This window comes from Spirillospora sp. NPDC048911 (genome assembly GCF_043198015.1).
Classification (GTDB): Bacteria; Actinomycetota; Actinomycetes; order Streptosporangiales; family Streptosporangiaceae; genus Spirillospora.
Map to the genome: position 1 here is coordinate 361,138 of NZ_JBICUD010000012.1, position 23,599 is coordinate 384,736.

18 protein-coding genes are annotated in these 23,599 nt (G+C 71.8%); 12 read left to right on the plus strand and 6 right to left on the minus strand.

The window, feature by feature from the left end; translation table 11 throughout:
- Positions 1-133: 133 nt before the first annotated feature.
- The 4 genes from ACGFNU_RS42950 to ACGFNU_RS42965 all read left to right on the plus strand — a co-directional run bounded on the left by ACGFNU_RS42950 (position 134) and on the right by ACGFNU_RS42965 (position 7,964).
- Entirely contained in the window at positions 134-3,259 is a 3,126-nt protein-coding gene (locus ACGFNU_RS42950) for an ATP-dependent helicase (protein ID WP_392602455.1), read from the plus strand.
- Entirely contained in the window at positions 3,256-6,660 is a 3,405-nt protein-coding gene (locus ACGFNU_RS42955; RefSeq protein ID WP_392602399.1) for an ATP-dependent helicase, read from the plus strand. Before ACGFNU_RS42950 ends, ACGFNU_RS42955 begins: the two co-directional genes overlap by 4 nt.
- A gap of 88 nt (positions 6,661-6,748) precedes the next feature.
- Entirely contained in the window at positions 6,749-7,522 is a 774-nt protein-coding gene (locus tag ACGFNU_RS42960) for a class I SAM-dependent methyltransferase (protein ID WP_392602400.1), read from the plus strand.
- Between the two features lie 52 nt (positions 7,523-7,574).
- Positions 7,575-7,964, plus strand: a complete 390-nt coding sequence (locus ACGFNU_RS42965) for a hypothetical protein (RefSeq protein WP_392602401.1) — start codon at positions 7,575-7,577, stop codon at positions 7,962-7,964.
- A gap of 56 nt (positions 7,965-8,020) precedes the next feature.
- Here ACGFNU_RS42965 and ACGFNU_RS42970 read toward each other — a convergent pair whose 3' ends face one another.
- The 4 genes from ACGFNU_RS42970 to ACGFNU_RS42985 form a co-directional block, all read right to left on the minus strand.
- Positions 8,021-9,619, minus strand: coding sequence for an AMP-binding protein (locus ACGFNU_RS42970; protein ID WP_392602402.1), 1,599 nt, complete (start codon positions 9,617-9,619; stop codon positions 8,021-8,023).
- A gap of 65 nt (positions 9,620-9,684) precedes the next feature.
- On the minus strand, positions 9,685-11,319 hold the full coding sequence (locus ACGFNU_RS42975; protein WP_392602403.1) for an IucA/IucC family protein: 1,635 nt from the start codon (positions 11,317-11,319) through the stop codon (positions 9,685-9,687).
- Positions 11,310-12,917, minus strand: a complete 1,608-nt coding sequence (locus tag ACGFNU_RS42980; protein ID WP_392602404.1) for an IucA/IucC family protein — start codon at positions 12,915-12,917, stop codon at positions 11,310-11,312. Before ACGFNU_RS42980 ends, ACGFNU_RS42975 begins: the two co-directional genes overlap by 10 nt.
- Complete coding sequence (locus tag ACGFNU_RS42985) at positions 12,914-14,146, minus strand: acetyl-CoA carboxylase biotin carboxylase subunit family protein (protein ID WP_392602456.1); 1,233 nt, start codon at positions 14,144-14,146, stop codon at positions 12,914-12,916. The genes ACGFNU_RS42980 and ACGFNU_RS42985 overlap by 4 nt, the downstream gene beginning before the upstream one ends.
- Positions 14,147-14,290: 144 nt before the next feature.
- Between ACGFNU_RS42985 and ACGFNU_RS42990 the strand changes: the two genes are divergently transcribed.
- Positions 14,291-14,899, plus strand: coding sequence for a metal-dependent phosphohydrolase (locus ACGFNU_RS42990; RefSeq protein WP_392602405.1), 609 nt, complete (start codon positions 14,291-14,293; stop codon positions 14,897-14,899).
- On the opposite strand, the gene ACGFNU_RS42995 is transcribed toward ACGFNU_RS42990, so the two are convergent.
- On the minus strand, positions 14,880-15,206 hold the full coding sequence (locus ACGFNU_RS42995) for a DUF4031 domain-containing protein (protein ID WP_392602406.1): 327 nt from the start codon (positions 15,204-15,206) through the stop codon (positions 14,880-14,882). The two genes, ACGFNU_RS42990 and ACGFNU_RS42995, sit on opposite strands and share 20 nt — an antisense overlap.
- 75 nt (positions 15,207-15,281) lie before the next feature.
- Here ACGFNU_RS42995 and ACGFNU_RS43000 point away from each other — a divergent pair, with 75 nt between their 5' ends.
- Positions 15,282-16,664: a dipeptidase gene (locus ACGFNU_RS43000; RefSeq protein WP_392602407.1), complete on the plus strand. Its 1,383-nt coding sequence runs from the start codon at positions 15,282-15,284 to the stop codon at positions 16,662-16,664.
- A 9-nt stretch (positions 16,665-16,673) separates the two neighbouring features.
- Positions 16,674-17,582: an NAD(+) diphosphatase gene (gene nudC / locus ACGFNU_RS43005; protein ID WP_392602408.1), complete on the plus strand. Its 909-nt coding sequence runs from the start codon at positions 16,674-16,676 to the stop codon at positions 17,580-17,582.
- 51 nt (positions 17,583-17,633) lie between these two features.
- On the opposite strand, the gene ACGFNU_RS43010 is transcribed toward nudC, so the two are convergent.
- Positions 17,634-17,921 carry a glutaredoxin domain-containing protein gene (locus tag ACGFNU_RS43010; protein ID WP_392602409.1) on the minus strand — a complete coding sequence of 96 codons (288 nt, stop codon included), beginning with the start codon at positions 17,919-17,921 and terminating at the stop codon, positions 17,634-17,636.
- A 741-nt stretch (positions 17,922-18,662) separates the two neighbouring features.
- On the opposite strand from ACGFNU_RS43010, the gene ACGFNU_RS43015 reads away from it, so the two are divergent.
- From ACGFNU_RS43015 to ACGFNU_RS43035, 5 genes are all read left to right on the plus strand, one after another.
- Positions 18,663-19,250 carry an acyl-CoA desaturase gene (locus ACGFNU_RS43015; protein ID WP_392602457.1) on the plus strand — a complete coding sequence of 196 codons (588 nt, stop codon included), beginning with the start codon at positions 18,663-18,665 and terminating at the stop codon, positions 19,248-19,250.
- Between the two features lie 12 nt (positions 19,251-19,262).
- Positions 19,263-20,276: an NAD(P)-binding domain-containing protein gene (locus ACGFNU_RS43020; RefSeq protein WP_392602410.1), complete on the plus strand. Its 1,014-nt coding sequence runs from the start codon at positions 19,263-19,265 to the stop codon at positions 20,274-20,276.
- Positions 20,277-20,283: 7 nt separating this feature from the next.
- On the plus strand, positions 20,284-20,565 hold the full coding sequence (locus tag ACGFNU_RS43025; protein WP_392602411.1) for an acyl carrier protein: 282 nt from the start codon (positions 20,284-20,286) through the stop codon (positions 20,563-20,565).
- Positions 20,562-21,344, plus strand: coding sequence for a class I SAM-dependent methyltransferase (locus ACGFNU_RS43030; RefSeq protein ID WP_392602412.1), 783 nt, complete (start codon positions 20,562-20,564; stop codon positions 21,342-21,344). The genes ACGFNU_RS43025 and ACGFNU_RS43030 overlap by 4 nt, the downstream gene beginning before the upstream one ends.
- 178 nt (positions 21,345-21,522) lie before the next feature.
- Positions 21,523-23,598, plus strand: a complete 2,076-nt coding sequence (locus ACGFNU_RS43035) for an ATP-dependent DNA helicase UvrD2 (RefSeq protein WP_392602413.1) — start codon at positions 21,523-21,525, stop codon at positions 23,596-23,598.
- Position 23,599 lies beyond the last annotated feature (1 nt).

Here is a 23,599-nt window from a genome sequence, read left to right on the forward strand (position 1 = left end):
CACATCCGCGACATGCGGCCGATGTGGTCAGATCCGCCTCGTTCATCTGCTCCAATGAAATGTTGTGCCACCAGCTTCCCCAGCCTCGTACCGCCTCGTCCGCCGCGCCGGTCCGGCGCGCGCGGTATCGCCCGTGCTCGACGAGCAGCAGCGGCGCGTGGTCGAGCACGCGGGCGGGCCGATGCTCGTCCTGGCAGGTCCGGGCACCGGCAAGACCACCACGATCGTCGAGGCGGTCGTCGACCGGATCGAGAATCGCGGCGTCGATCCCGAGCGGGTGCTGGTGCTCACGTTCAGCCGCAAGGCCGCCGGGGAGCTGCGCGAGCGCATCACCGGCCGCCTCCAGCGGACGACGCGCACGCCGCTGGCGCTGACCTTCCACAGCTACGCCTACGCGCTGCTGCGCCGCGACGCGGTGCTGAACGAGGAGCCGACGCCGCGCCTGCTCTCCGGTCCCGAGCAGCTGCTGGAGGTCCGGCGCCTGCTGGAGGGCGAACGGGCGGACGGCGCTCAGGGCTGGCCCCATCGGCTGCACGAGACCCTCGGCACGCGTGGGTTCGCTGAGGAGCTTCGGGATTTCTATCTGCGCGCCTCCGAACGCCGGTTCCTCCCCGAGGATCTCGTGTCGCTGGGGAAGACACGGGGACGTGACGACTGGGCGGCCATCGGGCACTTCATGGAGCGTTACTTCGACCGGTTCGCGGTCGACCCGGTGGCCACCTACGACTACGCCGAGCTGATCCAGATGGCGGCCGGGTCGCTGGCGGACGACGAGGTGCGGATCCGCGAGGCCAACGCCTACGACGCCGTCTTCGTCGACGAGTACCAGGACACCGACCCGGCCCAGGAGGCGCTGCTCATGCACCTCGCCGGAGAAGGCCGCGACCTGGTCGTGGTCGGTGACCCGGATCAGTCGATCTATGGATTCCGCGGGGCCGACGTGCGCGGGATCCTGCAGTTCCCCGACCGGTTCCGCACGCTGGACGGCGATCCCGCGCCGGTCGTGGCGCTGCGCACGTGCCGCCGGATGGGCCCGGAGATCCTCGCCGCCTCGCGCCGCATCGCCCGGCGCCTCCCCGCCGGGCCGCTGTCCGCCGAGCACCGCGCGCTCAGGCACCTGGAGGAGATCGAGGAGGGGGAGGTCCACGCCGTCATCGCCGACAGCGAGTCGCAGGAGTCGGCGCTCGTCGCCGACGAGTTGCGGCGGGCCCACCTGCTGGACGGGGTGCCGTGGTCGCGGATGGCCGTGCTGGTGCGCAGCGCGATCCGGCAGGTCCCGGCGCTGCGGCGGGCGCTCGCCCAGGCCGGGGTGCCGGTCGTGGTCGCGGGCGACGAGGTGCCGCTGATCGCCGAGCCCGCCGTCCGGCCCATCCTGGTGCTGCTGCGGGCCGCGCTGAAGAAGGGCTTCCTGGACGAGATCGTCGCCGAGGACCTGCTCACCGGGCCGCTCGGCGGCGCCGACGCGCTCGGCCTGCGGCGTCTCAAGCGCGCGCTGCGCGACCTGGAGGACCTGTCCGGCGGTAACCGCCCGCTGAACGAGCTGATGATCGCGGCGGTGGACGACGCGCGCGAGCTGACCCTCGTCCACGAGAAGGTGCGGGCCCCGGCCGAACGCGTCGCCCGCCTCATCAAGATCGCGCGGGACGTCACCGACCGGGGCGGCACCGCCGAGGACGTGCTGTGGGAGGTGTGGCGCGAGAGCGGCCAGGCCGACGGACTCCTGGAGCAGAGCGTCAAGGGCGGCACCCGGGGCGCGGCCGCCGACCGCGACCTGGACGCGGTGGTGGCGCTGTTCGACCACGCCGCACGGTTCGTCGACCGGCTGCCGCAGGCCGGGCCCGAGCTGTTCGTCGACACCATCGCCGCGCAGGAGATCGCCGGTGACACGCTCGCCGAGCAGGCCCCGCAGGGCGAGGCCGTCCGGATCCTGACCGCCCACCGGTCCAAGGGCCTGGAATGGGACGTCGTCATCGTCGCCGGAGTGCAGGAGGGCGTCTGGCCCGACCTGCGCCTGCGCGGCTCGCTGCTCGGCATCGAGGAGCTGATCGAGCACGCCGCCGGAAGCGAGCCCGAGGGAGCCGGCGGGGTCGCGAACGCCGCCGCCGGGGCGTCCATGGCCGCCAAGATGATGGACGAGGAGCGGCGGCTCTTCTACGTGGCCGTCACGCGCGCGCGCAAGCGCCTGATCGTCACGGCGGTCGGCGGCGACGACAGCGAGGAGCGGCCGTCGCGATTCCTGAACGAGTTGCTGCCCGGCGCGATCGAGGAGTCGCAGCTCGACGAGAAGACCCGCTGGCTGTCGATGGCCGCGCTGGTCGCCGACCTGCGTTCGGTCGTCGCCGACCCGTCCAGGCCCGAGCCGCTGCGCCGCGCCGCCGCCGGGCACCTCGCCCGGCTGGCGCGGGCGGGCGTGCGCGGCGCCAAGCCGGAGAACTGGTACGCCATCACGGCGCTGTCCGACTCCGGCCCGGCGTTCGCCGAGGACGAGCAGATCACGATCTCGCCGTCACAGGTCGAGGCGTTCACCACGTGCGGCCTGCGCTGGCTGCTGGCCTCGGCGGTCGGCGCGCAGGACGGCGGGCCCAACGAGTACAGCACGATGGGCAAGGTCATCCACGCGGTGGCCGAGATGGCCGGTGCCGACGACGGCATCACCGAGGTCGACGTCGCGCACCGGCTGGACGAGATCTGGAACGACCTGGAGTTCCGCAGCGCCTGGTACTCGGAGAAGCAGCGCGACCAGGCGACCGCGATGGTCGACAAGTTCCTGACCTGGCACCACGACAATCCCAACGAGATCGTCGCGCTGGAGGAGTCGTTCAAGGTCGACCTCGGCCGGGTCGTGATCAAGGGCCGGATCGACCGCGCCGAACGCGACGCCGACGGGCGCGCCGTCATCATCGACATCAAGACCTCGTCGACCGCCGTCCCCAAGGACGACCTGGCCCGGCACCCGCAGCTCGGCGTCTACCAGTACGCGGTGATGCTCGGCGCGTTCGAGCGGCACGGCCTGATCGAGCCGGGCGGCGCCAAGCTGATCCAGGTCGGCAAGGCCGCGTTCACCGCCAAGGCGCGCGAGCAGGAGCAGCCGCCGCCGGGCGAGGACGCCGATCCCGAGTGGCCCAAGAAGCTCGTCGAGATCGTCGCCACCGGCATGGCGAGCGACGTCTTCCAGGCCCGCGCGAACGACAAATGCCGGACCTGCCCGGTACGGTCCTGCTGCCCGGTGCATGAGGAAGGGGGGCAGGTCGGTCCATGATCACTCCGGCCGGGCTGGCGCGGCTGCTGGAGATCCCCGAACCGACCGAGGAACAGGCGCGCGTGATCGAGGCGCCGCTGGCGCCGATGGCGGTCATCGCGGGCGCCGGGTCGGGCAAGAGCGAGACCATGGCCGCGCGCGTGGTCTGGCTGGTCGCCAACGGCTTCGTGCGGCCCGAACGCGTGCTCGGCCTGACGTTCACCCGCAAGGCCGCCGCCGAGCTCGGTATCCGGGTGCGCAAGCGGCTCGACAAGCTCAAGGAGATGCTCCCCGGCGACGAGCTGGAGCGGCTCGGCGGTGAGCAGCTCTTCGACGGCGAGCCGATGGTGTCGACGTACCACTCCTACGCCGCCCGGCTCTTCGGCGACCACGCGCTCCGCGAGGCGCTGGAGCCGACGATGCGGCTCATCTCCCCGGCGGTGGCGTGGCAGATCTGCTCGCGCGTCGTCGACGCCTACGGCGGCCCGATGGACAAGATCGACTGGCAGCCGGACACGGTCACCAAGGCCGTCATGGAGCTGTCCGGAGATCTCTCCGAGCACCTGCGCACCGCCAACGACGTCCGCAAGGTCGGGGCGTGGCTGGACGAACGCTTCGCCGGGCTGAAGAAGGCCCTCAAACCGCAGCGCGACATCCTCGCCAAGCACGCCGTGCGCGAGCAGCTGATGCCGCTCATCGAGGCGTACTCCAAGGCCAAGTCCGACCGCGAGGTGGTCGACCACGGCGACCAGATGTCGCTGGCCGCGCGCATCGCCTACAAGCATCCCGAGGTCGGGATGATCGAACGGTCGCGGTTCTCGGTCGTGCTGCTGGACGAGTACCAGGACACCAGCCAGGCGCAGCTCGTCCTGCTCAAGTCGCTCTTCGCGGGCGGGCATCCGGTCACGGCGGTCGGCGACCCGTGCCAGTCGATCTACGGGTGGCGCGGGGCGAGCGCGGGCAACCTGCTGCGCTTCGCCTACGACTTCCCGCTGAACGCCCCGATCGCCGGGCGGCAGCCGGACAAGGCGCCGGTCGTCCAGCTGAGCCGGAGCTTCCGGAACGGCGAGCAGATCCTGGACGCGGCCGCGCGGATTCAGGAGGAGCTGCGGGCCGAGACGGCGGCCGTGCCGAGGCTCGTGCCGGGCGCGGGGCGGGAGGGCCGGGGCCGGGTCGAGTGCGCGCTCTTCGAGACGGTCGAGGACGAGGCGGACCGGATCGCCGCCCGGATCGCCGGGCTCATGGCCGCCGACCCCGAGATCGCCCCGGACGGCGCGCCGCAGGCCGAGCCGTTGCAGTACTCGGACGTGGCGGTGCTGGCGCGCAAGCGGTCGCAGTTCCCGCTGGTCCGGCGGGCACTGGAGAGCCGTGGCATCCCGGTCGAGGTGGTCGGTCTCGGCGGGCTGCTCACCGTCCCCGAGGTGCAGGACGTCGTCGCCACCTTGCGTGCGATGCACGACCCGACGTCCGGCGCGTCGCTGGCGAGGCTGCTGACGGGCCCGCGCTGGCGCCTAGGTCCGCGCGACCTGGTCGCCCTGGGCCGCCGAGCCCGCTCCCTGGCGCAAGAGGCCTCCCGCGACATCACCCCACCCGAACGCCAGCAGGAGCCCGCGACGCCCGAGGAGCCACCCCCCGGGGAGTCTGGGACTGGGCAGGATGAGGCGGCTGCCAACGGGGACGATCCGTTGCGGCAGTTGGTGAGCGAGCTCAACCAGGAGACCGGGAGCCTGGTGGACGCGCTCGACGACCTCGGCTCGCCGGACGCGTACTCGCCCGAGGGGTACGGGCGGCTGCGGCGGCTCCGGGACGAGCTGCGCGGGCTGCGCTCCCAGGTCGGCCTGCCGCTGCCGGACCTGGTGAACGAGGTGGAACGGGCGCTCGGCCTGGACATCGAGGTCGCGGCCCGGTCCGGGCTCGATCCCGTCACGGCGCGGGCCGACCTCGACGCGTTCATCGACGCCGCCGCGACGTTCGCCGGTGACGCCGAGGACCCGACGCTGGGCGCGTTCCTGGCCTACCTCAAGGCGGCCGAGACCGAGGAGTTCGGGCTGGAGGCGGGCCGGGTCGGCGAGACCAACAGCGTCAAGCTGCTCACCGTCCACGCGTCCAAGGGCCTGGAATGGCCGGTCGTCATCGTGCCGGGGCTGTCGTACACCCCGCAGAAGAGCGGCGGCCCCGCCAAGGGGTCGATCTTCCCCTCGCCGCCGGCGAACGCCACCCGCTGGACGGCCAACCCGCGCGTGCTGCCGTTCATGCTGCGCGGTGACCGCGCCGACCTGCCTGACTTGCGCGGGCTGGAGAAGGACGATCTGGCCGCGTTCGACCAGGCCTGCGCCGAACGGGACCTGCGCGAGGAACGGCGGCTGGCGTACGTCGCCGTCACGCGCGCATCGAGCCTGCTCATCACCACCGGCTACTGGTGGGGGTCGTCGGGCCGCCCGCTCGGGCCGTCCCCGTTCCTGGAGGAGGTGCGGGAGACGTGCATGTCGGGAAATGCCGGGCAGGTCGTTGTCTGGGCCGATCCGCCGGAGGAGGGCACGCCCAACCCGCTGCTCGCCGAGGCGGAGGAGGCGCAGTGGCCCGCCGGGCCGGGGGACCGGGGCCGTTCTGACATCTCCGAGCGCGAACGCTACGAGGCGATCGTCGAGGGCGCCCGGATGGTCGAGGACGCCCTGTCCGGCCACCCGACCGGCCGGAACCTGCACTGGGCAGGCGACGCCGGCCTGGCGGACGCCGACCGCGCCCGCATGACCGCGTGGGCGCGCGACGTCGAGCTCCTGCTGGCCGAACGCGACCGGGGCCGCGGCGGCGACGGCCTCCAGGTCGAGCTGCCCGCGCATCTGTCGGTGTCGTCGCTGGTCTCGCTCGCCCGCGACCCGGCCGCGCTGGCCCGCCAGATCCGCCGCCCGATGCCGCGCCCGCCCGCCCCGTACGCGCGCCGGGGCACGGCCTTCCACGCCTGGCTGGAGGGCCGCTGGGGGCAGCAGCGCCTCCTCGACGCCGACGAGCTGCCGGGCGCCGCCGACGAGGGCGCCGCCGAAGACACGCAACTGGCCCACCTGCAGGAACGGTTCGAGGAGTCCGAGTGGGCCGGGCGCGAGCCGCTCGACATCGAGGTGCCGTTCGAGACGATCCTCGCCGACCGGCTCGTGCGCGGGCGGATGGACGCGGTGTTCCGCGACGGCGACGGCTACGAGGTCGTCGACTGGAAGACCGGCCGCCCGCCGTCCGGCGACGACGCGCGATTCGCGTCCGTGCAGCTCGCCGCGTACCGGCTGGCCTGGGCCAAGCTGATGGACGTGCCGGTCGAGCAGGTCAGCGCGGCGTTCCACTACGTGAGCGCGAACGTCACCGTGCGGCCCGCCGACCTTCTCGACGAGGCCGGGCTCACCGCGCTGCTGGAGCAGATTCCGTCCGTCTGAGGATCGCCATAGTGATGTAGGCCACTCAACACTGTTCACGTTGCGTGGTTTCGGGGAGTATCCCGGGAAACCCCACTAAGGAGGCGGCGTGACGGTGACCCATGGCGAGAAGGTCGTACGTGAGTTCTCCAAGCAGGCGGCCGCGTTCGGAGATCCGCGCCTGAACATGGAGTTCACCGTCAACCTGGCGAGGCTCGCGCAGTTCATGGAGCCCGAGCTCGACCCGGAGGACGTCGTGCTGGAGGTCGCGGCGGGGACCGGCCTGGTCTCGCGCGCGATCGCCCGGCGCGTGCGGCACGTCACGGCGCTCGACCTCACCCCCGCCATGCTGGAGCAGGGCAAGCGCGAGGCGGACGTGGACACGCTGACCAACATCACGTTCACGCGCGGGGAGGCCTCCGACCTGCCCTACGTCGACCGTTCGTTCACCCTGGTCGTCATCCGCTTCGCGCTGCACCACGTCGCGGACCCGGCGGCGGTGGTGCGCGAGATGGTGCGGGTCAGCCGTCCCGGCGCGGCCGTGGTGGTCGCCGACCTCGTCCGGGCGGGCGGCGCCGACGTGGACCGGATCGAGCGGCTGCGCGACCCGTCGCACGGCGCGATCCTGCCCGCCGACCAGATCTCCGAGCTGCTGACCTCGGCGGGCGCCGAGGTGAAGCGGACCGACCTGTTCGACCTCGTCCGCCCGCTGGACCCGTGGCTGGAGCAGACGGGCACGCCGCCCGAGATTGCCGCGCAGATCCGCAAGGAACTGGCCGACGAGCTGGCGGGCGGCCCGGAGACCGGCATGCGCCCCAGCGAGGTGGACGGCGAACTGCACTTCACCCATGCCAACGCCTTCTTCAGCGCGATAGCACCCTGAATTTCGCTCAAACGTTCGACCGGATCGATGTCACTCCAGTATCCTGTCGAACATGGGTTCTACTGCGACTCTCCGCTCCCCCCGAGGGGGGACGACCCCCCACGCCCCCCGCGGCGCAGAGGAGGCGGCTTCGCCGCCGGGCAGGCGCCCGGCCGATCGCGAGCCCGCCGCCCTCGCCATGCGCATCGGCCTGGTGGCGGCAGAGGCGGCTCTCGCGACGTTCGCACGCAACCTCGACCTCGATGACCTCGCCGACGGCGAGGTCGACTTTCAGGGGTACATCGGCCCGGCCGAGTGGCCGGTGTTCTCCCTGGTGATCGACACCCTCGCCGAGGCTGCGGGCGACGACGGGCGGTCGCTCGACGAGCGCCGCGCCGACGCCCTCAACGATCTCGCCCGCATCTGCATGGCCGCCAAACGCCAGCGCGCCGGCGCCGCCTGACCGCGTAGTGCACCGGTCGGCCTCTGGGAGCGGCTCCTGGGGGCCGGCCGGGTGGGTCAGTCGCTTAGTGAGTTTGAACGCACCTTGCCGGTGCTCGTGCGGGGCAAGTCGTCGACGAAGTGCACATCGCGGGGGACCTTGTAGCGAGCCAGGTGTTCCTTCACGTACGTCTTGAGGTCGTCCTCGGAGATGTCGGTGTTCTCGGCGCGTACGACGTGGGCGACCAGGCGCTGGCCGAACTTCTCGTCGTCGGTGCCCGTGACCGCGACCTCCGCGACGCCGGGGTGGCCGCCGAGCAGGTCCTCCACCTCGCCGGGGAACACGTTCTCGCCCCCGGAGACGATCATGTCGTCGGCGCGGCCGTCGATGAACAGCCGGCCCTCCTCGTCGAAGTGTCCGAGGTCGCCGGTGCCGGTGAGCCCGTCGCGCACGTCCTTGCCGCCGCCCCCGGTGTAGCCGCTGAAGCGCAGTCCGCCGCCGGTGTAGATCTGGCCGACCTCGCCGGTGGGCAGCTCGGCGCCGTCCTCGTCCAGGATCTTGATGGTGAGCCGGAACGACGGTTTGCCGACGGTGCCCGGTGCCGCCCGCAGGTCCTCGGGGGTCGCGATCGTCGCCCAGCCCGTCTCCGTCGCCCCGTACAGGTTGATCAGCACGTCGCCGAACGCGTCCATGAACGCCTCGGAGAGGTGCGGGTGCAGGGCCGATCCGCCGCAGATCACGACCTTGAGGGAGGCGGGGCGGCCGCCCTGGGGGACGTCCAGGATGCGCTGGAGCATGACCGGGACCGCTACCAGCGCTTCGGCTTCCTGGTCGTCGATCGAGCGCAGGATTTCGGCGGGGTCGAAGCGGCGGTGGAGCACGAGCGGCATGCCCATGCCGAGGCCGACCGACGTGTAGGCGAAACCGAGCACGTGGAACAGCGGCGGCGCGATGACGATGGGGGCGCCCGAGCGCAGCGGGATGCGCATGAGGTGGCTCAGCGCCACGGGCGCGAGTGACGTGAGTGAGATGTCGTGTTTGGCGCCCTTGGGGGTGCCTGTCGTCCCGGACGTCATCACGATGACCTTGCTGGGTGAGGCCGGTCGCAGCGTCTCTGGCTCGGTCGTTGATGCCAGGTCGTCGATCGAGTCGTACTTGGACGAGCCGTCGACCCAGGCGTGCACGCGCTCGGCCGTGACCGACGACTCGTCCACGACCTGGTCGAACTCCTGATCGTGGATCAGCAGGCCGAGCCCCTCGCGTTCGGCGACCTCACCGAGCTGCCGCGCCCCGAAGTCGGTGTTGAGCAGCACCACGTCGCCGCCCAGGCGGGACGCGGCGAGAACCGCCGTGACGAAGCCCCGGTGGTTGCGGCAGAGCACGCCCACGCGGGCGTCCTCGGAGACGCGGGCGCGGAGGGCGGTGGCGAAGGCGGCGACCTGGCGTTCGAGCTCGGCGTAGGTGAGCGACCCGCGTTCGTCGATCAGCGCGGTGCGGCCGGGGTAGCGGAGGGCCGACATCGCGCCGACCGTGGCCGGCACCGGGCCGAAACGGAAGTACTGGAAGGGCAGCCGTGCCGCCCGGTCGGGGCGGACCGGCCGCAACATCCCGCCGTCCCAGACCGCCCGGGTCGCCCGGACCCCCAGACCCGCCAACGTTCGTACCCGTCCCAGCACGGTCGTCTCCCCTTCATGTCCGCGGCGAGTCAGCGACATACCCGTTCTGTGGTCGAATAGGCGGATCAGTTGAGTTGTGGCGCGGGCGGGGCGAGCGGGTTGGGCACCGGGACGTAGGTCGCGGCGCGGTCGGCGCTACGGGCCCAGCGCGCACGCAGGTTGGCCTTCGCGGGCAGCGGCACCCCGGCGAGGAGGGCCCTCACCTCGGGGTGGCGTTCGTAGCCGGCGAAGTGGCGGCGCGCGGCCGGCCAGAGCCGCGCGTCGAGCGCCGGGTGCAGGTCCGCGACCGCGGCGGCCGTCTCGGTCAGATGGTTGACCAGCAGGCAGTAGACGACCCGGTTCCAGGCACGGTCGGCGTCGTACGTCATGGCTTCGCGCACGCGGGGCGGAAGGCCGGTGAGGTGGTCCCAGCGGCCCCCGACCAGCTTGGTGCCCTCGAGGTCACGGAAAGCGGCGTGGACGGGCATCCCGTCGTCGTCGACGCAGACCAGGACGTTCTGGAGATGCGGTTCGAGGACGATCCCGTGCTCCAGGCAGGCGTGCAGTACGGGTGGCGCGACCTGGCGAACGTACGCCTTCCACCAGGCCATGGCGCCTTCTGGAGTGGCCAGGGCGGGCAGGCTCGCGAGCAGGGATCCGTAAGGGTCGGCCAGGGCGGCGGTGAGGAGCGGAGTGCCGGGGAGGTTCTGCACGCCCTGGCGCAGGATCACGCCGAGCCCTTCGTAGAGTTTCCGGTCCGCCAGCGCGACGCTGCGGTAGGCGGGCTCGCCGAGGAAAGTGGCGGGGATGCCCTCGAAGACCTTTCGGACCAGGCGGTCGAGGACGACGGCTCCGGTGAGCTCGTACCAGGCGTTCTTGCGCACGCAGTTAGTGATGCGGATGTCGAGGCTGAACTTGCAGAACGTGTCGGCGGCGGGCAGGTAGACGGTGCGGACGGACGAGGTCGGGACGGCCTCGGCGCTGGTTTCCGCGTTGTCGGCTTCCCCGCTGAGGTCGCGGATGAGGTCTTGGGCGAACGCGCGTCGCAGGGCGGGCCGGTCGGCCAGGAGGCGCAACTGCCACGGGTGGACGGGAAGCAGGCGGAAGCCGTCCGGGACGGAGGGGCCGAACGATTCGAGATGCGCGAACGCGGCAGGGTCGCCTTCCTCTGCCAGAACGTCTTCGCGTACGGCCAGCCAGCGCGGCTGGAACCGCGACCGTGTTTCCGGTGCGTACGGCAGCCAGTCGGCAGGCGCTCCTTGGCGGGCCTTGGGGGAAGGGTGGAAACGGTGGCCGCTGATGAGGGACTGTTCTGATTCCACGTAACGGTCGACGGCCCCAGGGACCTCGGTGCGGGTGGCGAGGATCGCCTCCAGCGCGGCGTGCCCATCGGTGACCTGGCCAAGGAACTCGGGATTGGCCCGTCCCGTCGCCAGCTCCAGCTCGCCCGCGATCAGGTCGGCCAGCCGGTCCCAGGCCGCCGGGATCCACGCCTTCCCGCGCCGCTCCTCGTACGGCGGCGCGATCCGGAACGTCGGCCCGCACGGCGGCCGGCTCAGGCCCGCGCGCAACATCACGCCGACCCTCGGCAGCCGGACGAGCAGGTGCGCGCCGTCCGGCCACACCTGGTGCTCGGGGGCGCAGACCTCCCGGATCAGGCAGTTGAGGAGGGCGGTCGCCGACGCGTCGGCGGCCCTGAGCGGTCGTCCTGTCAGGAGCAAGGGTCGTCCCTGAGATAGTTGGGGCCGAGCGGGCCGTAGTGCTTGTTGATGTCGGCGGCGCCGGTGCGGGTCTTGTCGACGAGCGTCCCGGCGGTGACCATGGCCTTGGTCGGCAGGCCGTCCGCGTCCAGCGTGCGCGCGCGCAGGAACGCGTCCCCGGGGCCGAGCAGCGCGTCGAGCCGGTCGCGGAGCATCGCCAGGCCGGTCCGCAGCGGGAGCAGGCCGCGTTCGGCGAGCCCGAAGGCGGGCGCGGCGGCGCACAGATGCAGGGTGATCGTGACGAAGACGCGGGCGAGCGCCTCCTGGTCCGTCGTGGTCATGCGCCGGTCGTTGAAGTCGCAGAGCGCCCCGGCCGTGTAGGGGCTGATGCCCAGGGCGGTGGCCAGCCGGGCGGGGTCGATCAGGGCGCCGTCGTTGTCCTTGAGCAGCAGCTTCAACGGGTCGCGCCGGTTGAGGACGAGGGAGACGTTCTGCTGGTGCGCTTCGAGGGCGATGCCGTAGCGGAAGAGCGTGACGTTCCAGGCGAGGAGGGCGTCCAGGTAGGCGCCGAAGGTGGCTTGGACGTCCCACCGCTCGATGACGTACCCGCCGTCAGGGTCTTCGGCGAGCAGCGCCGCCACCGGGATGACGTGCGCGCGTGCGGTCTCGGCAGGGAACCGCCGTACGAGATGGCCGAGGAACGGCGAACCCGCGTGACCGTACGTCTGCTCGTCGGCGAGAAGGATCGGCAGGGCTCGTTCGCGTTCCAGTACTTGATGCAGGATCCGTTCGACGCGTGCGCCGTCCGAGAGCGTCCCTGGCACGATCGTGCGCCTGTTGCGCAGGCCTAGCGTGCTGGTGGTCAGCGGCACTTTCAGGTGCGTGAGCGACGTGACCGCCAGCGTGCGCATGGAAAGCGTGGGCCGGACGCGGAGATGCCGTTCGGGGCTCAGCAGGATCTCCGGATCGCTCCGGATCGCTGGCGCGGTCAGAGGATGCACTGGGAAAAGGTCGTGAGTGCTGGCCAAAGCGTCATCGAGGCCGGTTTCGGCGGGCTGCGGCCACCATTCGGGCCGTACACCCGCCGACGTGACCCGTTCACGCGGGACGGCCGCCCAGCGCAGCTCGAACGACGGCCCGAACTCGGGCGCGTAGCGGCGCAGGTCGGCGCTGCTCAGCCCGGCGCGGCTCCGCCCGGTCGGGTAGACGGGATGGTCGGTGTACGCGGCGAGCGTCTCGTAGAACGTGCCGGGCCCGTGCCGGACGTCCGCGGGCGCCTGGCCGAGCCGGTCGAGGACCTCGCGGTGGGCGCCCTCGTGCAGGCGGAGGGTCGCGGCGGCCTCGCGGCACTCACGTTCGAACGCCCTCACGTCGTCGCGGGGATCGGCGATCCGCCGGACCACCGAGAACACGTCGTCCAGGCGGAGGTTCTGCGCCGGATCGACCACGAGGTCCGCCAGGAAACCGCCCTGGCGCAGCCGTACGCTCTGCGCGTCGCCAGGCAGGTCACCCGGCAGGTCGAGGACGCGGTGGTCGAGATCGACGTACCGGCGCATCCCGGCGTAGTCCTCGCGCAGCAGCGTGTCCAGCACCCGCGCGGCCAACGGCCCCTCGTTCACGCGATCGTCCAGTCGTGTGCGGCCCGGAAGCGGGCGATGGCCGCCTCCACCTCGTCCTCGGCGGGGCCGATGGCCCGGATCGTGCCGAGATAGTCGCGGTTGGTGTTGGTGATCTCGATGGTGTCGCCCGTGGCGCGTTGCGGCCGGTAGGCGACCCGCACGCGGTCGTGGGTGAGCTCCTGCGCCTCGGGCGCCGCGACCAGCGTCCCGGCGCGTTCGGCCATGACGACCTCGGCGACGGCATGCCCGGGCCGGGCTTGGGCGGGCGGAGGAAGCGGCTCGCCCAGCTGGAGGCGGAGGATCTGCTCGAAGAGCGGGACGCCCAGGAGGTCGGCCATCAGGAAGTCGCAGTGGTCACCGATGACCCGGTAGTTCACCTCGATCAGCCGCGCCTTGCCCTCGTGGACGACGAATTCGGTGTGGCAGGCGCCGAAGCCCACGCCGAGCGCGCGGAGCTGCTCGACGACCTGGCCGGTCTCGGGGGGCGGCGGTGCCCATTCGAGCCGCTCTTCGATGAAGTGGGGCGGCGGGGAGATCCGGGTGCGGAACGAGCCCAGCACGCGCAGCTCGCCGTGGGCGTCGCCGAGGGTTTCGAGCGTGTGGAGCTGGCCCGGGAGGTACTCCTCGACGAGGAGCGGATCTTTGCGGCGCTCGCGGATCTCTTCGCGCCTGGCGGTCAGTTCGGCGGCGTCGTGCACCAGGAAGACGTCCTCGCTGGCTACGCCTTCACGTGGTTTGAGCACGAGGGGATAGGGCGCGTCAGTGGGGTGGTCGTCCGCGTCCGCTGTGAAGACCGGATCGAGGCGCCTGAGGTGGCTTCGCATCAGGGCCTTGTTCTTCGTACGGGTCGCGGCACGCCAATCCTTGCCGGGCACGCCGAAGTAGGCGGCCGCCAGGGCGACGGGAGCCTGGAGCCAGTCGCTGTTGGTGAAGATGGCGAAGGGCTTGGCGGCGGTGTGCGCGTTGCTGTGCGCGGCGGTGTGCGGGTCGGCGCGTATATCAGCGTGCGAATCGGCCTGTGTGTCGCCGTGCGCGGTGATGTGTGCGACGATCTCCCGGAAATCGGTGACGTCGCACGCCACGATCCGGCCGGGGAACACCTCGGCGTGGTCGGCGGGCCGGTCGGTGAGGATCACGACGTCGAGGCCCAGCCGCGCGGCGGCCGGGAGGAACCCGTGCGTCACCGAGTCGGTGACCTTGCCGGCGGCGAGGTAGAGCGAGGCGGCCACGGCCACCCATCTCCTTCGGCAGTAGATAAGGTAAGGCTTGCCTAAATAGAAGTGCCCACCCTAGCGGCGCGGGCCGCTCGGCGGGCGGAAGAACGATGCCACCGCGTGTCCTCCGCCGTCCCGGCTTTCCGCCAGGATGGGTGCATGGATCTTGTCGACCGCTGGGTGGGGCTCGCCGGGGCGCAGACGCGGCACATCGGCGCGGAGCTGGACGCCCGCTACGCAGAGGCGCACCGGCGCTACCACACCCGCGAGCACCTGACCGCCGTCCTGGACCTCGTCGACGAGCTGGCGGACCACGCGGACGACGCCGACGCCGTCCGCCTGGCGGCCTGGTTCCACGACGCGGTGTACGACCCGGAGCGCGCCGACAACGAGGAGCGCAGCGCCCGCCTCGCCGAGCGCATGCTCGCCGACACCGACCTCACGCCCGGACGTGTCGCCGAGGTGTCCCGTCTCGTCGTCCTTACCGAGACCCACGCGCCCGAGGACGGCGACCGCAACGGCCAGGTGCTGTGCGACGCCGACCTGGCGATCCTCGGCTCCGGGCCCGAACGGTACGCCGCGTACGCCGCCGCCGTCCGCGAGGAGTACGCCTTCGTGCCGGACGAGTTCTTCAAGCCGGGCAGGGCCGGCGTGCTGGCGGGGCTGCTGGAGCTGCCCGCGCTCTTCCACACCGCTCCGGCGCGGGAGCGCTTCGAGGCGGCGGCCCGGCACAACATCGAGACCGAGCTCATGCTCCTGAGGGCCTGACGGCCGCAGTCTCGTCCTCCGCCTCCGCCGTCTCTTCCGGGTTCACCGGGCCCTTGAACTTGCGGTGGCGGAGGCCCGCCCGGATCAGGCGGGCGACGAGCTCCTGGCAGCCGACCGCCTGGGCGCCCAGGGCGATGGCCTGCTCGTACAGCTGCGAGGGTACGTCGTAGTGGTCGCGTTCGAACGCGCGCGGCGGCATGCCCAGATCTCGCGCGAACGAGTGCAGCTCCTCGTACGACACGTCGCTGACCATGTGCGACCACACGCGTCCGCGCGCGGGCCACAACGGCGGGTCGATGAGGATCACAGGGGGACTCCTGGGGTCGTTGTTCCGATCCCTTACAGTGCCATGGGAAACGATGTGCAAGGGAGCACGGGAAACGTGGACGTAGCGGCGTATATCGAGGCTAACCGGGAGCGGTTCTTCGCCGATCTCAAGGAGTGGCTGGCGATCCCCTCGATCTCGGGGGATCCGGCGTACCAGGGAGACGTGCGGCGGTCGGCCGAGTGGCTGGCCGGATACCTGCGGGGGCAGGGGTTCCCGACGGTCGAGGTGTGGGAGACGGCGGGGCTGCCCACCGTCTTCGCCGAGTGGCCCGCCGCCGACCCGGACGCGCCCGTGGTCGTCGTCTACGGGCACCACGACGTCCAGCCCGTCGAGCCGCTCGACGAGTGGGACACCGACCCGTTCGGCCCGGTGGAGCGGGACGGCCGGCTGTACGGGCGCGGGGCGTCCGACGACAAGGGCCAGGTCTTCTTCCACACGCTGGGCATCCGGGCCGGCCTCGCCGCGTCCGGCGCCGCCGCGCCGCCCGTGACCATCAAGCTGCTGGTCGAGGGCGAGGAGGAGTCGGGCTCGGTGCACTTCCCCGAGCTGCTCCGCGAACGCCGCGATCGCCTGGAGTGCGATGTCATCGTCATCAGCGACACGACGATGTGGGGCGCGGACGTCCCGTCCATGTGCACCGGGATGCGCGGCCTGACGGAGGCCGAGGTCTCCCTGTACGGGCCCGACATCGACCTGCACTCCGGGTCGTTCGGCGGTGCCGTGCCCAATCCGCTGCACGCGATGGCCTCTCTCCTGGCCGGCCTGCACGACGAGGACGGGCGCGTCACGCTGCCCGGCTTCTACGACGGGGTCGTGGCCCTGACGGACGAGGAGCGGGAGCTCTTCGCGCGGCTGCCGTTCGACGAGGCGGCGTGGCTGAAGACGGCGGGCGACAGCGGCGCCGCGTACGGCGAGAAGGGCTTCACCACGCTGGAGCGCGTCTGGGCGCGGCCGACGGCTGAGATCAACGGCATGTGGGGCGGCCACACCGGGCCGGGCGGCAAGACGATCGTCCCGCGCGAGGCGCACGCGAAGGTCTCGTTCCGGCTGGTGGCCGGGCAGGAGCCGCGCGCCGTCCAGGAGGCGTTCCGGGTGTTCGTGGCGGCGCACACGCCGGCGGGGATCCGCAGCGAGGTGCACATCCCCTCGGCGGGCGTGCGGCCGTGCTTCTCGCCGATCGACTCGGCGGCCGTCCGGGCGGCGCGGCGGGCGATGGAACGGGCGTTCGGCAAAGAGATCATGTTCACCCGGGAGGGCGGCAGCGGCCCGGAGGCCGACCTCGCCGACATCCTGAAGGCGCCGCTGGTCTTCGTCGCCGTCGGGCTGGACGACGACCAGATCCACGCGCCGAACGAGAAGGTCGAGATGCCGCTGCTGCTCAAGGGCGCCGAAGCGGCCGCCTACCTGTGGGAAGAGCTCGCCACCACGCTGCGTTAGAGGAGTCCGTTGTCCGAGACACTGCAGTGGCTGGCCCTGGCGCGCGGCACCCTCGACCGGGTCGCCGAACGGCGCAAGGACGACGCCTGGGTCGAGTCCGCGTGGGCCGACCCCCGTACCCGCGTGCTGGTGATCGAGGAGGGGCGGGCGCTCGTCCTTGACGACGGCGGCCCCTCCCTGCTGCTGCTCCCGCCCGCCGGCGCGCCGGACGGCGACCGCTACCTGCTGGGCGTGGACGATGACGGCGTCGCCTATTTCGCGGTGACCGGGCCGTTGCCGGTGATCGAGGGCACGGAGAAGGCCGGGATCCGGCGGGTCGGGGCGGTGCTGAACGACCTCGACTCGGGGCTGCTGACGCACGCGGTCGCGCTGGAGCACTGGCACGCCACCAACCGTTTCTGCCCGCGCTGCGGAGGGCCGTCGCGGCTGGCGGCGGCCGGCCACGTACGGGTCTGCCCGGCCGACGGGTCCGAGCAGTTCCCGCGCGTCGACCCTGCCGTGATCATGCTCGTCCAGGACGACGACGAGCGGATCCTGCTGGCCCGCGGGCCGCAGTGGCCCGAAGATCGGCGATCGATCCTGGCGGGGTTCGTCGAGCCGGGGGAGTCGCTGGAGCAGGCGGTCGCGCGCGAGGTGCGCGAAGAGGTCGGCCTGGCCGTGCGGGACATCCGCTACCTGGGCAGCCAGCCGTGGCCGCTGCCGCAGAGCCTCATGATCGGCTTCTTCGCGCGGGCGGACGGGGACCTGGAGCTGCGGCCGGACCCGGAGGAGATCCTGGACGCCGCCTGGTACACCCGCGACGAGCTGCGCGCGGCCATCGAGGCGGGCGAGATCATCGCGCCGGGCCCGCTGTCGATCGCCGCGCAGCTGATCATGCGCTGGTACGGGGACGAACTCCCCAACATGCCCCCGTTCTGACGCTCCTCGCGCGGGGCGTTTGGATCAGACGCGGCGCCGCGCCGCGGGCGCTCAGACGCCGAGCAGGCGCTTGACGGTCTTGGCGCTCGGGTTGGTGAGGACGTGCTTCTCGCCGGCCGGATCGACCAGCGTCACGGTCGGGACGGTCTGGTTGCCGCCGTTGACGCTCATCACGTACTCCGCCGCGGCCGGGTCACGCTCGATGTCGATCTCCGCCATGCCGATGCCGTCGCGGGCGAGCTGGCTCTTGAGGCGGCGGCAGAAGCCGCACCAGGTCGTCGTGTACATGGTGAGCTGGCCGATCGGGCCCTTGGCCTGTTCGGTGGTCGGCGTCGCCATCGGTGCACTGTCTCCCTGTCAAAGATCTGGTTGCTGCGGCCGATCGGAACAACATCCGGGGACCGCGTCGCATTCCAGAGGTTATCCGCAGTCGCGTGGGCCGGGCTCCGGGGGCCGCGCGCGCGGGCCTGGCCGCTGGGCGCCGCGCGGGCGTGCGTGCTGGGCGCAGTGCGGGTGGGGACGGCCCGACGCGAACATAGGTGAGCAAAACACCGCAAAATTAGGCATTACTCCTACGGATAAATCAGATGTTTGTGGGCCAAAGGTCGATCGAAGGTTAGCTCCGGCGCCTTTCCGGGTGACATTCATGTGTGGGCGTTACGGGTAGTCCGGACAGCCGGTTACATTGGATGAATGCTGACGTTTTAATGGACGCCGCGCCCGTTCCCTGGTACTCGGCTGGTCTGTAGGGCACGGGAGGAATAATGAGCCGACGGCAGTTCCGATGGTTCGTTCTGGCCACCGCGATCGCTCCGCCGGCAGGAATCTCGGCCGCGGCGGTCCTGCTTTGGAACCGCATATTCTTCTGGTCGGATCTCGCCGTCATGGTGATCATGTATTCGGTGTTCCTGGCCGGCATCACCGTCGGATTTCACCGGCTGCTGGCACATCGCTCGTTCACCGCGGTCGCGCCGGTCCGGGTCGCCCTGGCCACGGCCGGGACGATGGCCGGCCAGGGGCCGCCCATCGTCTGGGTGTCGCACCATCGCCGCCACCACCGTTACGCCGACGCCGAAGGCGATCCGCACAGCCCGCACGCGGGCGGCCGCCCGGGCCTGGACGGGGCTGTGGCACGCCCATATGGGGTGGCTGTTCGGCGACGGCCTCGCCTCGGAGCCGATGCGCTATTGCCCGGATCTGCTCCGGGACCGCGCGACGCGCTGGATCAGCGAGCACATGCTGCTGATCGTCCTCATCGGAATCGTCCTGCCGGGTGCGCTCGGCCTGGCCTTCTCGGGCACCGTCATGGGCGGGCTCACCGGAATGTTGTGGGGCGGAGTGATTCGCATCATGCTCGTCAACCAGATCACTTACGCGGTCAACTCGGTCGGCCACTACTTCGGCCGCCGTCCTTTCACGACGGCCGACCAGTCGCACAATGTCGCCTGGCTGGCATTGCTCTCCTTCGGTGAGGGCTGGCACAACAACCATCACGCGTTCCCGCGTTCGGCGGTGCTGGGCCTGCGCTGGTGGCAGGTCGACATGGGCACCTGGCTGATCTGGATCCTGGAACGCGTCCGGCTGGCGTCCGAGGTCACCCGGGTCGGCCGCGATCAGCCGGCCCGCAAGAGCCGCGATGGCGGCCTCACCGTGGCCTCGGGCAACTGAGGGAGGCGGCGGATGCACCTGTGGGACTCGCTGACGAGCGGCAGCTCTCACGGAGCGCTGTACGCGTGGGCCGGCCGGCGCTACGAGAAGGTCACCTGGCGCGCGATCGTCCAGGACGCGCACACGATGGCCGGAGCGCTCCGCGGCGCGGGCGTGCGGGACGGCGTCCCGGTGGCCGCCGTCCTCACCAACTCGCCGCACACGGTGCGCGGCCTGCTGGCGATCTGGCTGGCCGGCGGAGGCGAGCTTCCCGCGGCGGTCGACGTGGCCATCATCGGCGCCGGATTCGCCGGGATCGGCATGGCCATCGGCCTCGTCCGCGCGGGCAGGCGCGATTTCGTCATCCTGGAGAAGGCGTCCGGCATCGGCGGCACCTGGCGGGACAACTGCTATCCCGGCTGTTCCTGCGACACACCGTCGGCCCTCTACTCCTACTCCTTCCCGCCCGCTCCGGACTGGACCCGGCGGTACGCCCCGCGCGGGGAGATCTGGTCGTACCTGCGTGACTGCGTGCGCGCCTACGATCTCGAACGGCACATCCGCGGCGACGCCGCCATGGTCTCGGCGGCCTTCGACGAGGCCGGCGCCCGCTGGCGGGTGGTCACCCGCCGCGGTGAGGTGCGAGCGCGGGTTCTGGTGGCCGCCATGGGCGCGCTCAGCGCCCCCGCTCTGCCGCGCATCCCCGGCACGGGCCACGGGTCGGCCATCTTCATGATCGAGACGCAGGCCCGCTACATCGTGCGCTGCCTCGGCCTGATGGACCGCCGGGGCGCCGCCACGATCGAGGTGACCGCCCGAGCCCAGGCCGAGTACAACCGCGAGCTGCGCCGCCGGCTCGGCGCGTCGGTCTGGGAGACGGGCGGTTGCCGCAGCTGGTACCTCGACGCCGGCGGCGCCAACCGGGCCCTCTGGCCCGGCTACAGCTGGCAGTACCGCAGGCGTATGAGACGTCCCGACCCCGAGGCGTTCGTCTTCGGGACGACCATGCCGTCCACCACCCCGCCACCCACCACTGCGAGGAGCTGACGCCCGGATGGCCACCGTCGAGCAGATCACCGACCTGATGCGGACGAGACTGAGCCGCGTTCGCGAGGCCGGCCTCGTCCTCACCGAGCACACCACCTTCGAGGAACTCGGCGTGACCAGCCTCGAACTCGCCAACTTCGTCTTCGGGCTGGAGGACGCCTTCGACGTCGAGCTCGACCCGTCCATGGCCGCGGAGATCAGGACGATCGGCGCGCTGGTCCGGGTTTTGAACGAGTCGGCACGTGTCGGCCGGCCCGCGCCCGAGTCCGAGCCCGGGGCGCACCGATGATGGCCGCGCTGGACGGGGCGCGGGATCAGCGTGCCACCGCCGAAAGCGGCTACAGCGGGACGTCCCCGGCGGCGATCCGGTCGCACTACGACCTGTCGAACGAGTTCTACGGCCTGTGGCTGGACGCCGGGCGCACCTATTCGTGCGCCCTCTGGGAGGCGGCGGGCGACACCCTCGAAGCGGCGCAGGAACGCAAACTCGACCATCTGATCGAAGGGGCGCGGGCGGCCGGCGCCGGGCATGTCCTCGACGTCGGCTGCGGCTGGGGCAGCCTGCTGGCCAGGCTCACCGGCGAGCACAACGCCGGGGAGGCGGTCGGCCTCACGCTCAGCCCGCGGCAGGCCGACTGGGTGGCGGGCCTCGGCCTCGCCCGCTGCGAGGTCCGCGTGGAGAACTGGATCGACCACGCCCCCGCGCTCCGATCGCGTCGCCGGATACCGGCGGTTCTTCGAGCGGTGCCGGTCCTGGCTGCCGCCGGGCGGACGGCTCGCCCTGCAGACCAACGTCAAGGGCAACAATTCGCGGGTCAGGGACCCCGACGCCTTCGACCCGTCCAGGCCGGACAACACCCCGCTCAGCTTCGGCTCCGGCAGTCACTTCTGCGCAGGCGCGGCGCTGGCCCGGCTGGAGGCACGGGAAGCACTCCGCACGGTGCTACGGCGGGTCCCCGACCTGGCACCGGCAGGCCGCCCCACATTCCGCCCCCGCCGCACAATCCGCTCATTCCAGACAATGCCAGTCCGCACCGTGTCCGGAGCCTGACCACGCCCGAAGCGTGACCACGTGCGGAGCATGACCACGTGCGGAGGTTGACCGGGTGTGGAGCCTGACCACGTCCGGAACTTGGCCACGTGCGGAGGCTGACCGCGTGTGGGGGCGACCAGGATCTCGTGGTCGCGTTATCCACAGTTGGCACAGGAGGCCGATTCCGTCCCTCGCGGCTGCAAGGATGGGGCCATGGAGGCTGAGGGGGTTCTCGAGGGGCTTGATCCGGAGCAGCGGGCGGTCGCCGAGGCCGTTTCGGGGCCGGTCTGCGTGCTCGCGGGCGCCGGCACCGGGAAGACCCGGGCGATCACCCACCGGATCGCGTACGCCACGCTCACCGGTGTCGTCGCGCCGCAGCGGGTGCTCGCCGTGACGTTCACCACGCGCGCGGCGGGCGAGCTGCGCGGGCGCCTGCGCGCCCTCGGCGCGCCCGGCGTCCAGGCTCGCACGTTCCACGCGGCGGCGCTGCGGCAGCTGTCGTACTTCTGGCCGCGCGTCATCGGCGGCGATCCCCCCAAGATCATCGAGTCCAAGATCCCGGTGGTCGCGGACGCGGCGCGGGCCTGCCGGCTGTCGTTCGGCCGCACCGAGCTGCGCGACATCGCCTCGGAGATCGAGTGGGCCAAGGTCACCCAGACCCGTCCTGAGGACTACGCGGCCGCCGTCCAGCGGTCGGCTCGCAAGGCGCCTGCCGACGTGGTCGACGTGGCGCGGGTCTACTCGATGTACGAGCAGCTCCGCCGCGAGCGCAACCTGCTCGACTTCGAGGGGATGCTGGAGCTGACCGTCGCCGTGCTGACCGACAACCGCGACGTCGCCAACCAGGTCCGTGAGCAGTACCGCTACTTCGTGGTCGACGAGTTCCAGGACGTCAACCCGCTGCAGCGGTTGCTGCTCGACGCCTGGCTGGGCGACCGCGACGACCTGTGCGTGGTGGGCGACCCCAACCAGACGATCTACTCGTTCACCGGGGCCAGCCCCGACCACCTGCTCGACTTCACCCGCCGCCATCCGAACGCCAAGATGGTCAAGCTGGTCCGCGACTACCGTTCGACGCCCCAGGTCGTCCAGCTGGCCAACGGGGTGATCGGGCAGGCCCGCAGCGAGACCGCGCGCCGGCACAAACTGGAGCTGGTGGCCCAGCGCCCGGCCGGCCCCGAGCCCCTCTTCAGCGAGTACGACGACGAGGTCGCCGAGGCCGACGACGTGGCGCGCCGGGCCCGCAAGCTCGTCGACGAGGGCGTGCCGGCCAGCGAGATCGCCATCCTCTACCGGATCAACGCGCATTCGGAGACCTACGAGTCCGCGCTCGCCGCCGCCGGCGTCCCCTATGTGCTGCGCGGGGCCGAGCGGTTCTTCGACCGGCCCGCCGTCCGCGAGGCCGTCGTCCGCCTGCGCGGCGCCGCCCGTGCCGGTGCCGACGCCGAGACCGACGGCCTCGGCTTGATACTGACGGTGCGGCACGTCCTCGCGGGTGCGGGCTTCACCGACCAGGCCCCCGAGGGCACCGGCGCCGCCCGCGAGAAGTGGGAGTCGCTGGCCGCGCTCGCCCAGCTCGCCGAAGACATGGCGGCTGACAACCCCCAGGCTGGGCTCCCTGACTTCGTCGCCGAGCTCGAAGAACGCGCCGCCCTCCAGCATGCCCCCACCCTCGAAGGCGTCACGCTCGCCTCCCTCCACGCCGCCAAGGGCCTCGAATGGGACGCGGTCTTCCTGGTCGGCCTGGTCGAGGGCACGCTCCCGATCATCTACGCCGAGACGCCCGAGCAGATCGAAGAAGAACGCCGCCTCCTCTACGTGGGCGTCACCCGAGCCCGCGAGCACCTCTCGCTCTCCTGGGCCCTGGCCCGCTCGCCGGGAGGCCGCCGCGGCCGCCGCCCGTCCCGCTTCCTGGACGGCCTGACCCCCAAGACCGCCACCCCGACCCCGCCCGCCGCCGAACGCACCAAGCGTTCGGGCCGCAAGGGGCCACAACCCTGCCGTATCTGCGGCCGTCCGCTCACCGCCGCGATCGAGCGCAAGCTGGGCCGCTGCGAAGACTGCCCCGCCGAGCTCAACGAAGGCTTGCTCCTGGCCCTCAAAGACTGGCGCGCCGAAGTCTCCGAAACCCAGCGGATCCCCGCCTACGTGGTCTTCACCGACGCCACGATCCAGGCCATAGCCGAGCGCACCCCCGACTCCATCGAAGACCTGGCCCAGATCCCGGGCGTCGGCAAGATCAAGCTCGACAAGTACGGGGAGGCCGTCCTGGCCCTCTGCCGAGGCTGAA

What these genes read in the sequence shown, in the direction of transcription:
- ACGFNU_RS42955 (WP_392602399.1), top strand. Translation starts at nt 3,256, where the DNA reads ATGATCACTCCGGCCGGGCTGGCGCGGCTGCTGGAGATCCCCGAACCG.
- ACGFNU_RS42965 (WP_392602401.1), top strand. Translation starts at nt 7,575, where the DNA reads ATGGGTTCTACTGCGACTCTCCGCTCCCCCCGAGGGGGGACGACCCCC.
- ACGFNU_RS42990 (WP_392602405.1), top strand. Translation starts at nt 14,291, where the DNA reads ATGGATCTTGTCGACCGCTGGGTGGGGCTCGCCGGGGCGCAGACGCGG.
- ACGFNU_RS43010 (WP_392602409.1), bottom strand. Translation starts at nt 17,921, where the DNA reads ATGGCGACGCCGACCACCGAACAGGCCAAGGGCCCGATCGGCCAGCTC.
- ACGFNU_RS43020 (WP_392602410.1), top strand. Translation starts at nt 19,263, where the DNA reads ATGCACCTGTGGGACTCGCTGACGAGCGGCAGCTCTCACGGAGCGCTG.
- ACGFNU_RS43025 (WP_392602411.1), top strand. Translation starts at nt 20,284, where the DNA reads ATGGCCACCGTCGAGCAGATCACCGACCTGATGCGGACGAGACTGAGC.
- ACGFNU_RS43030 (WP_392602412.1), top strand. Translation starts at nt 20,562, where the DNA reads ATGATGGCCGCGCTGGACGGGGCGCGGGATCAGCGTGCCACCGCCGAA.
- ACGFNU_RS43035 (WP_392602413.1), top strand. Translation starts at nt 21,523, where the DNA reads ATGGAGGCTGAGGGGGTTCTCGAGGGGCTTGATCCGGAGCAGCGGGCG.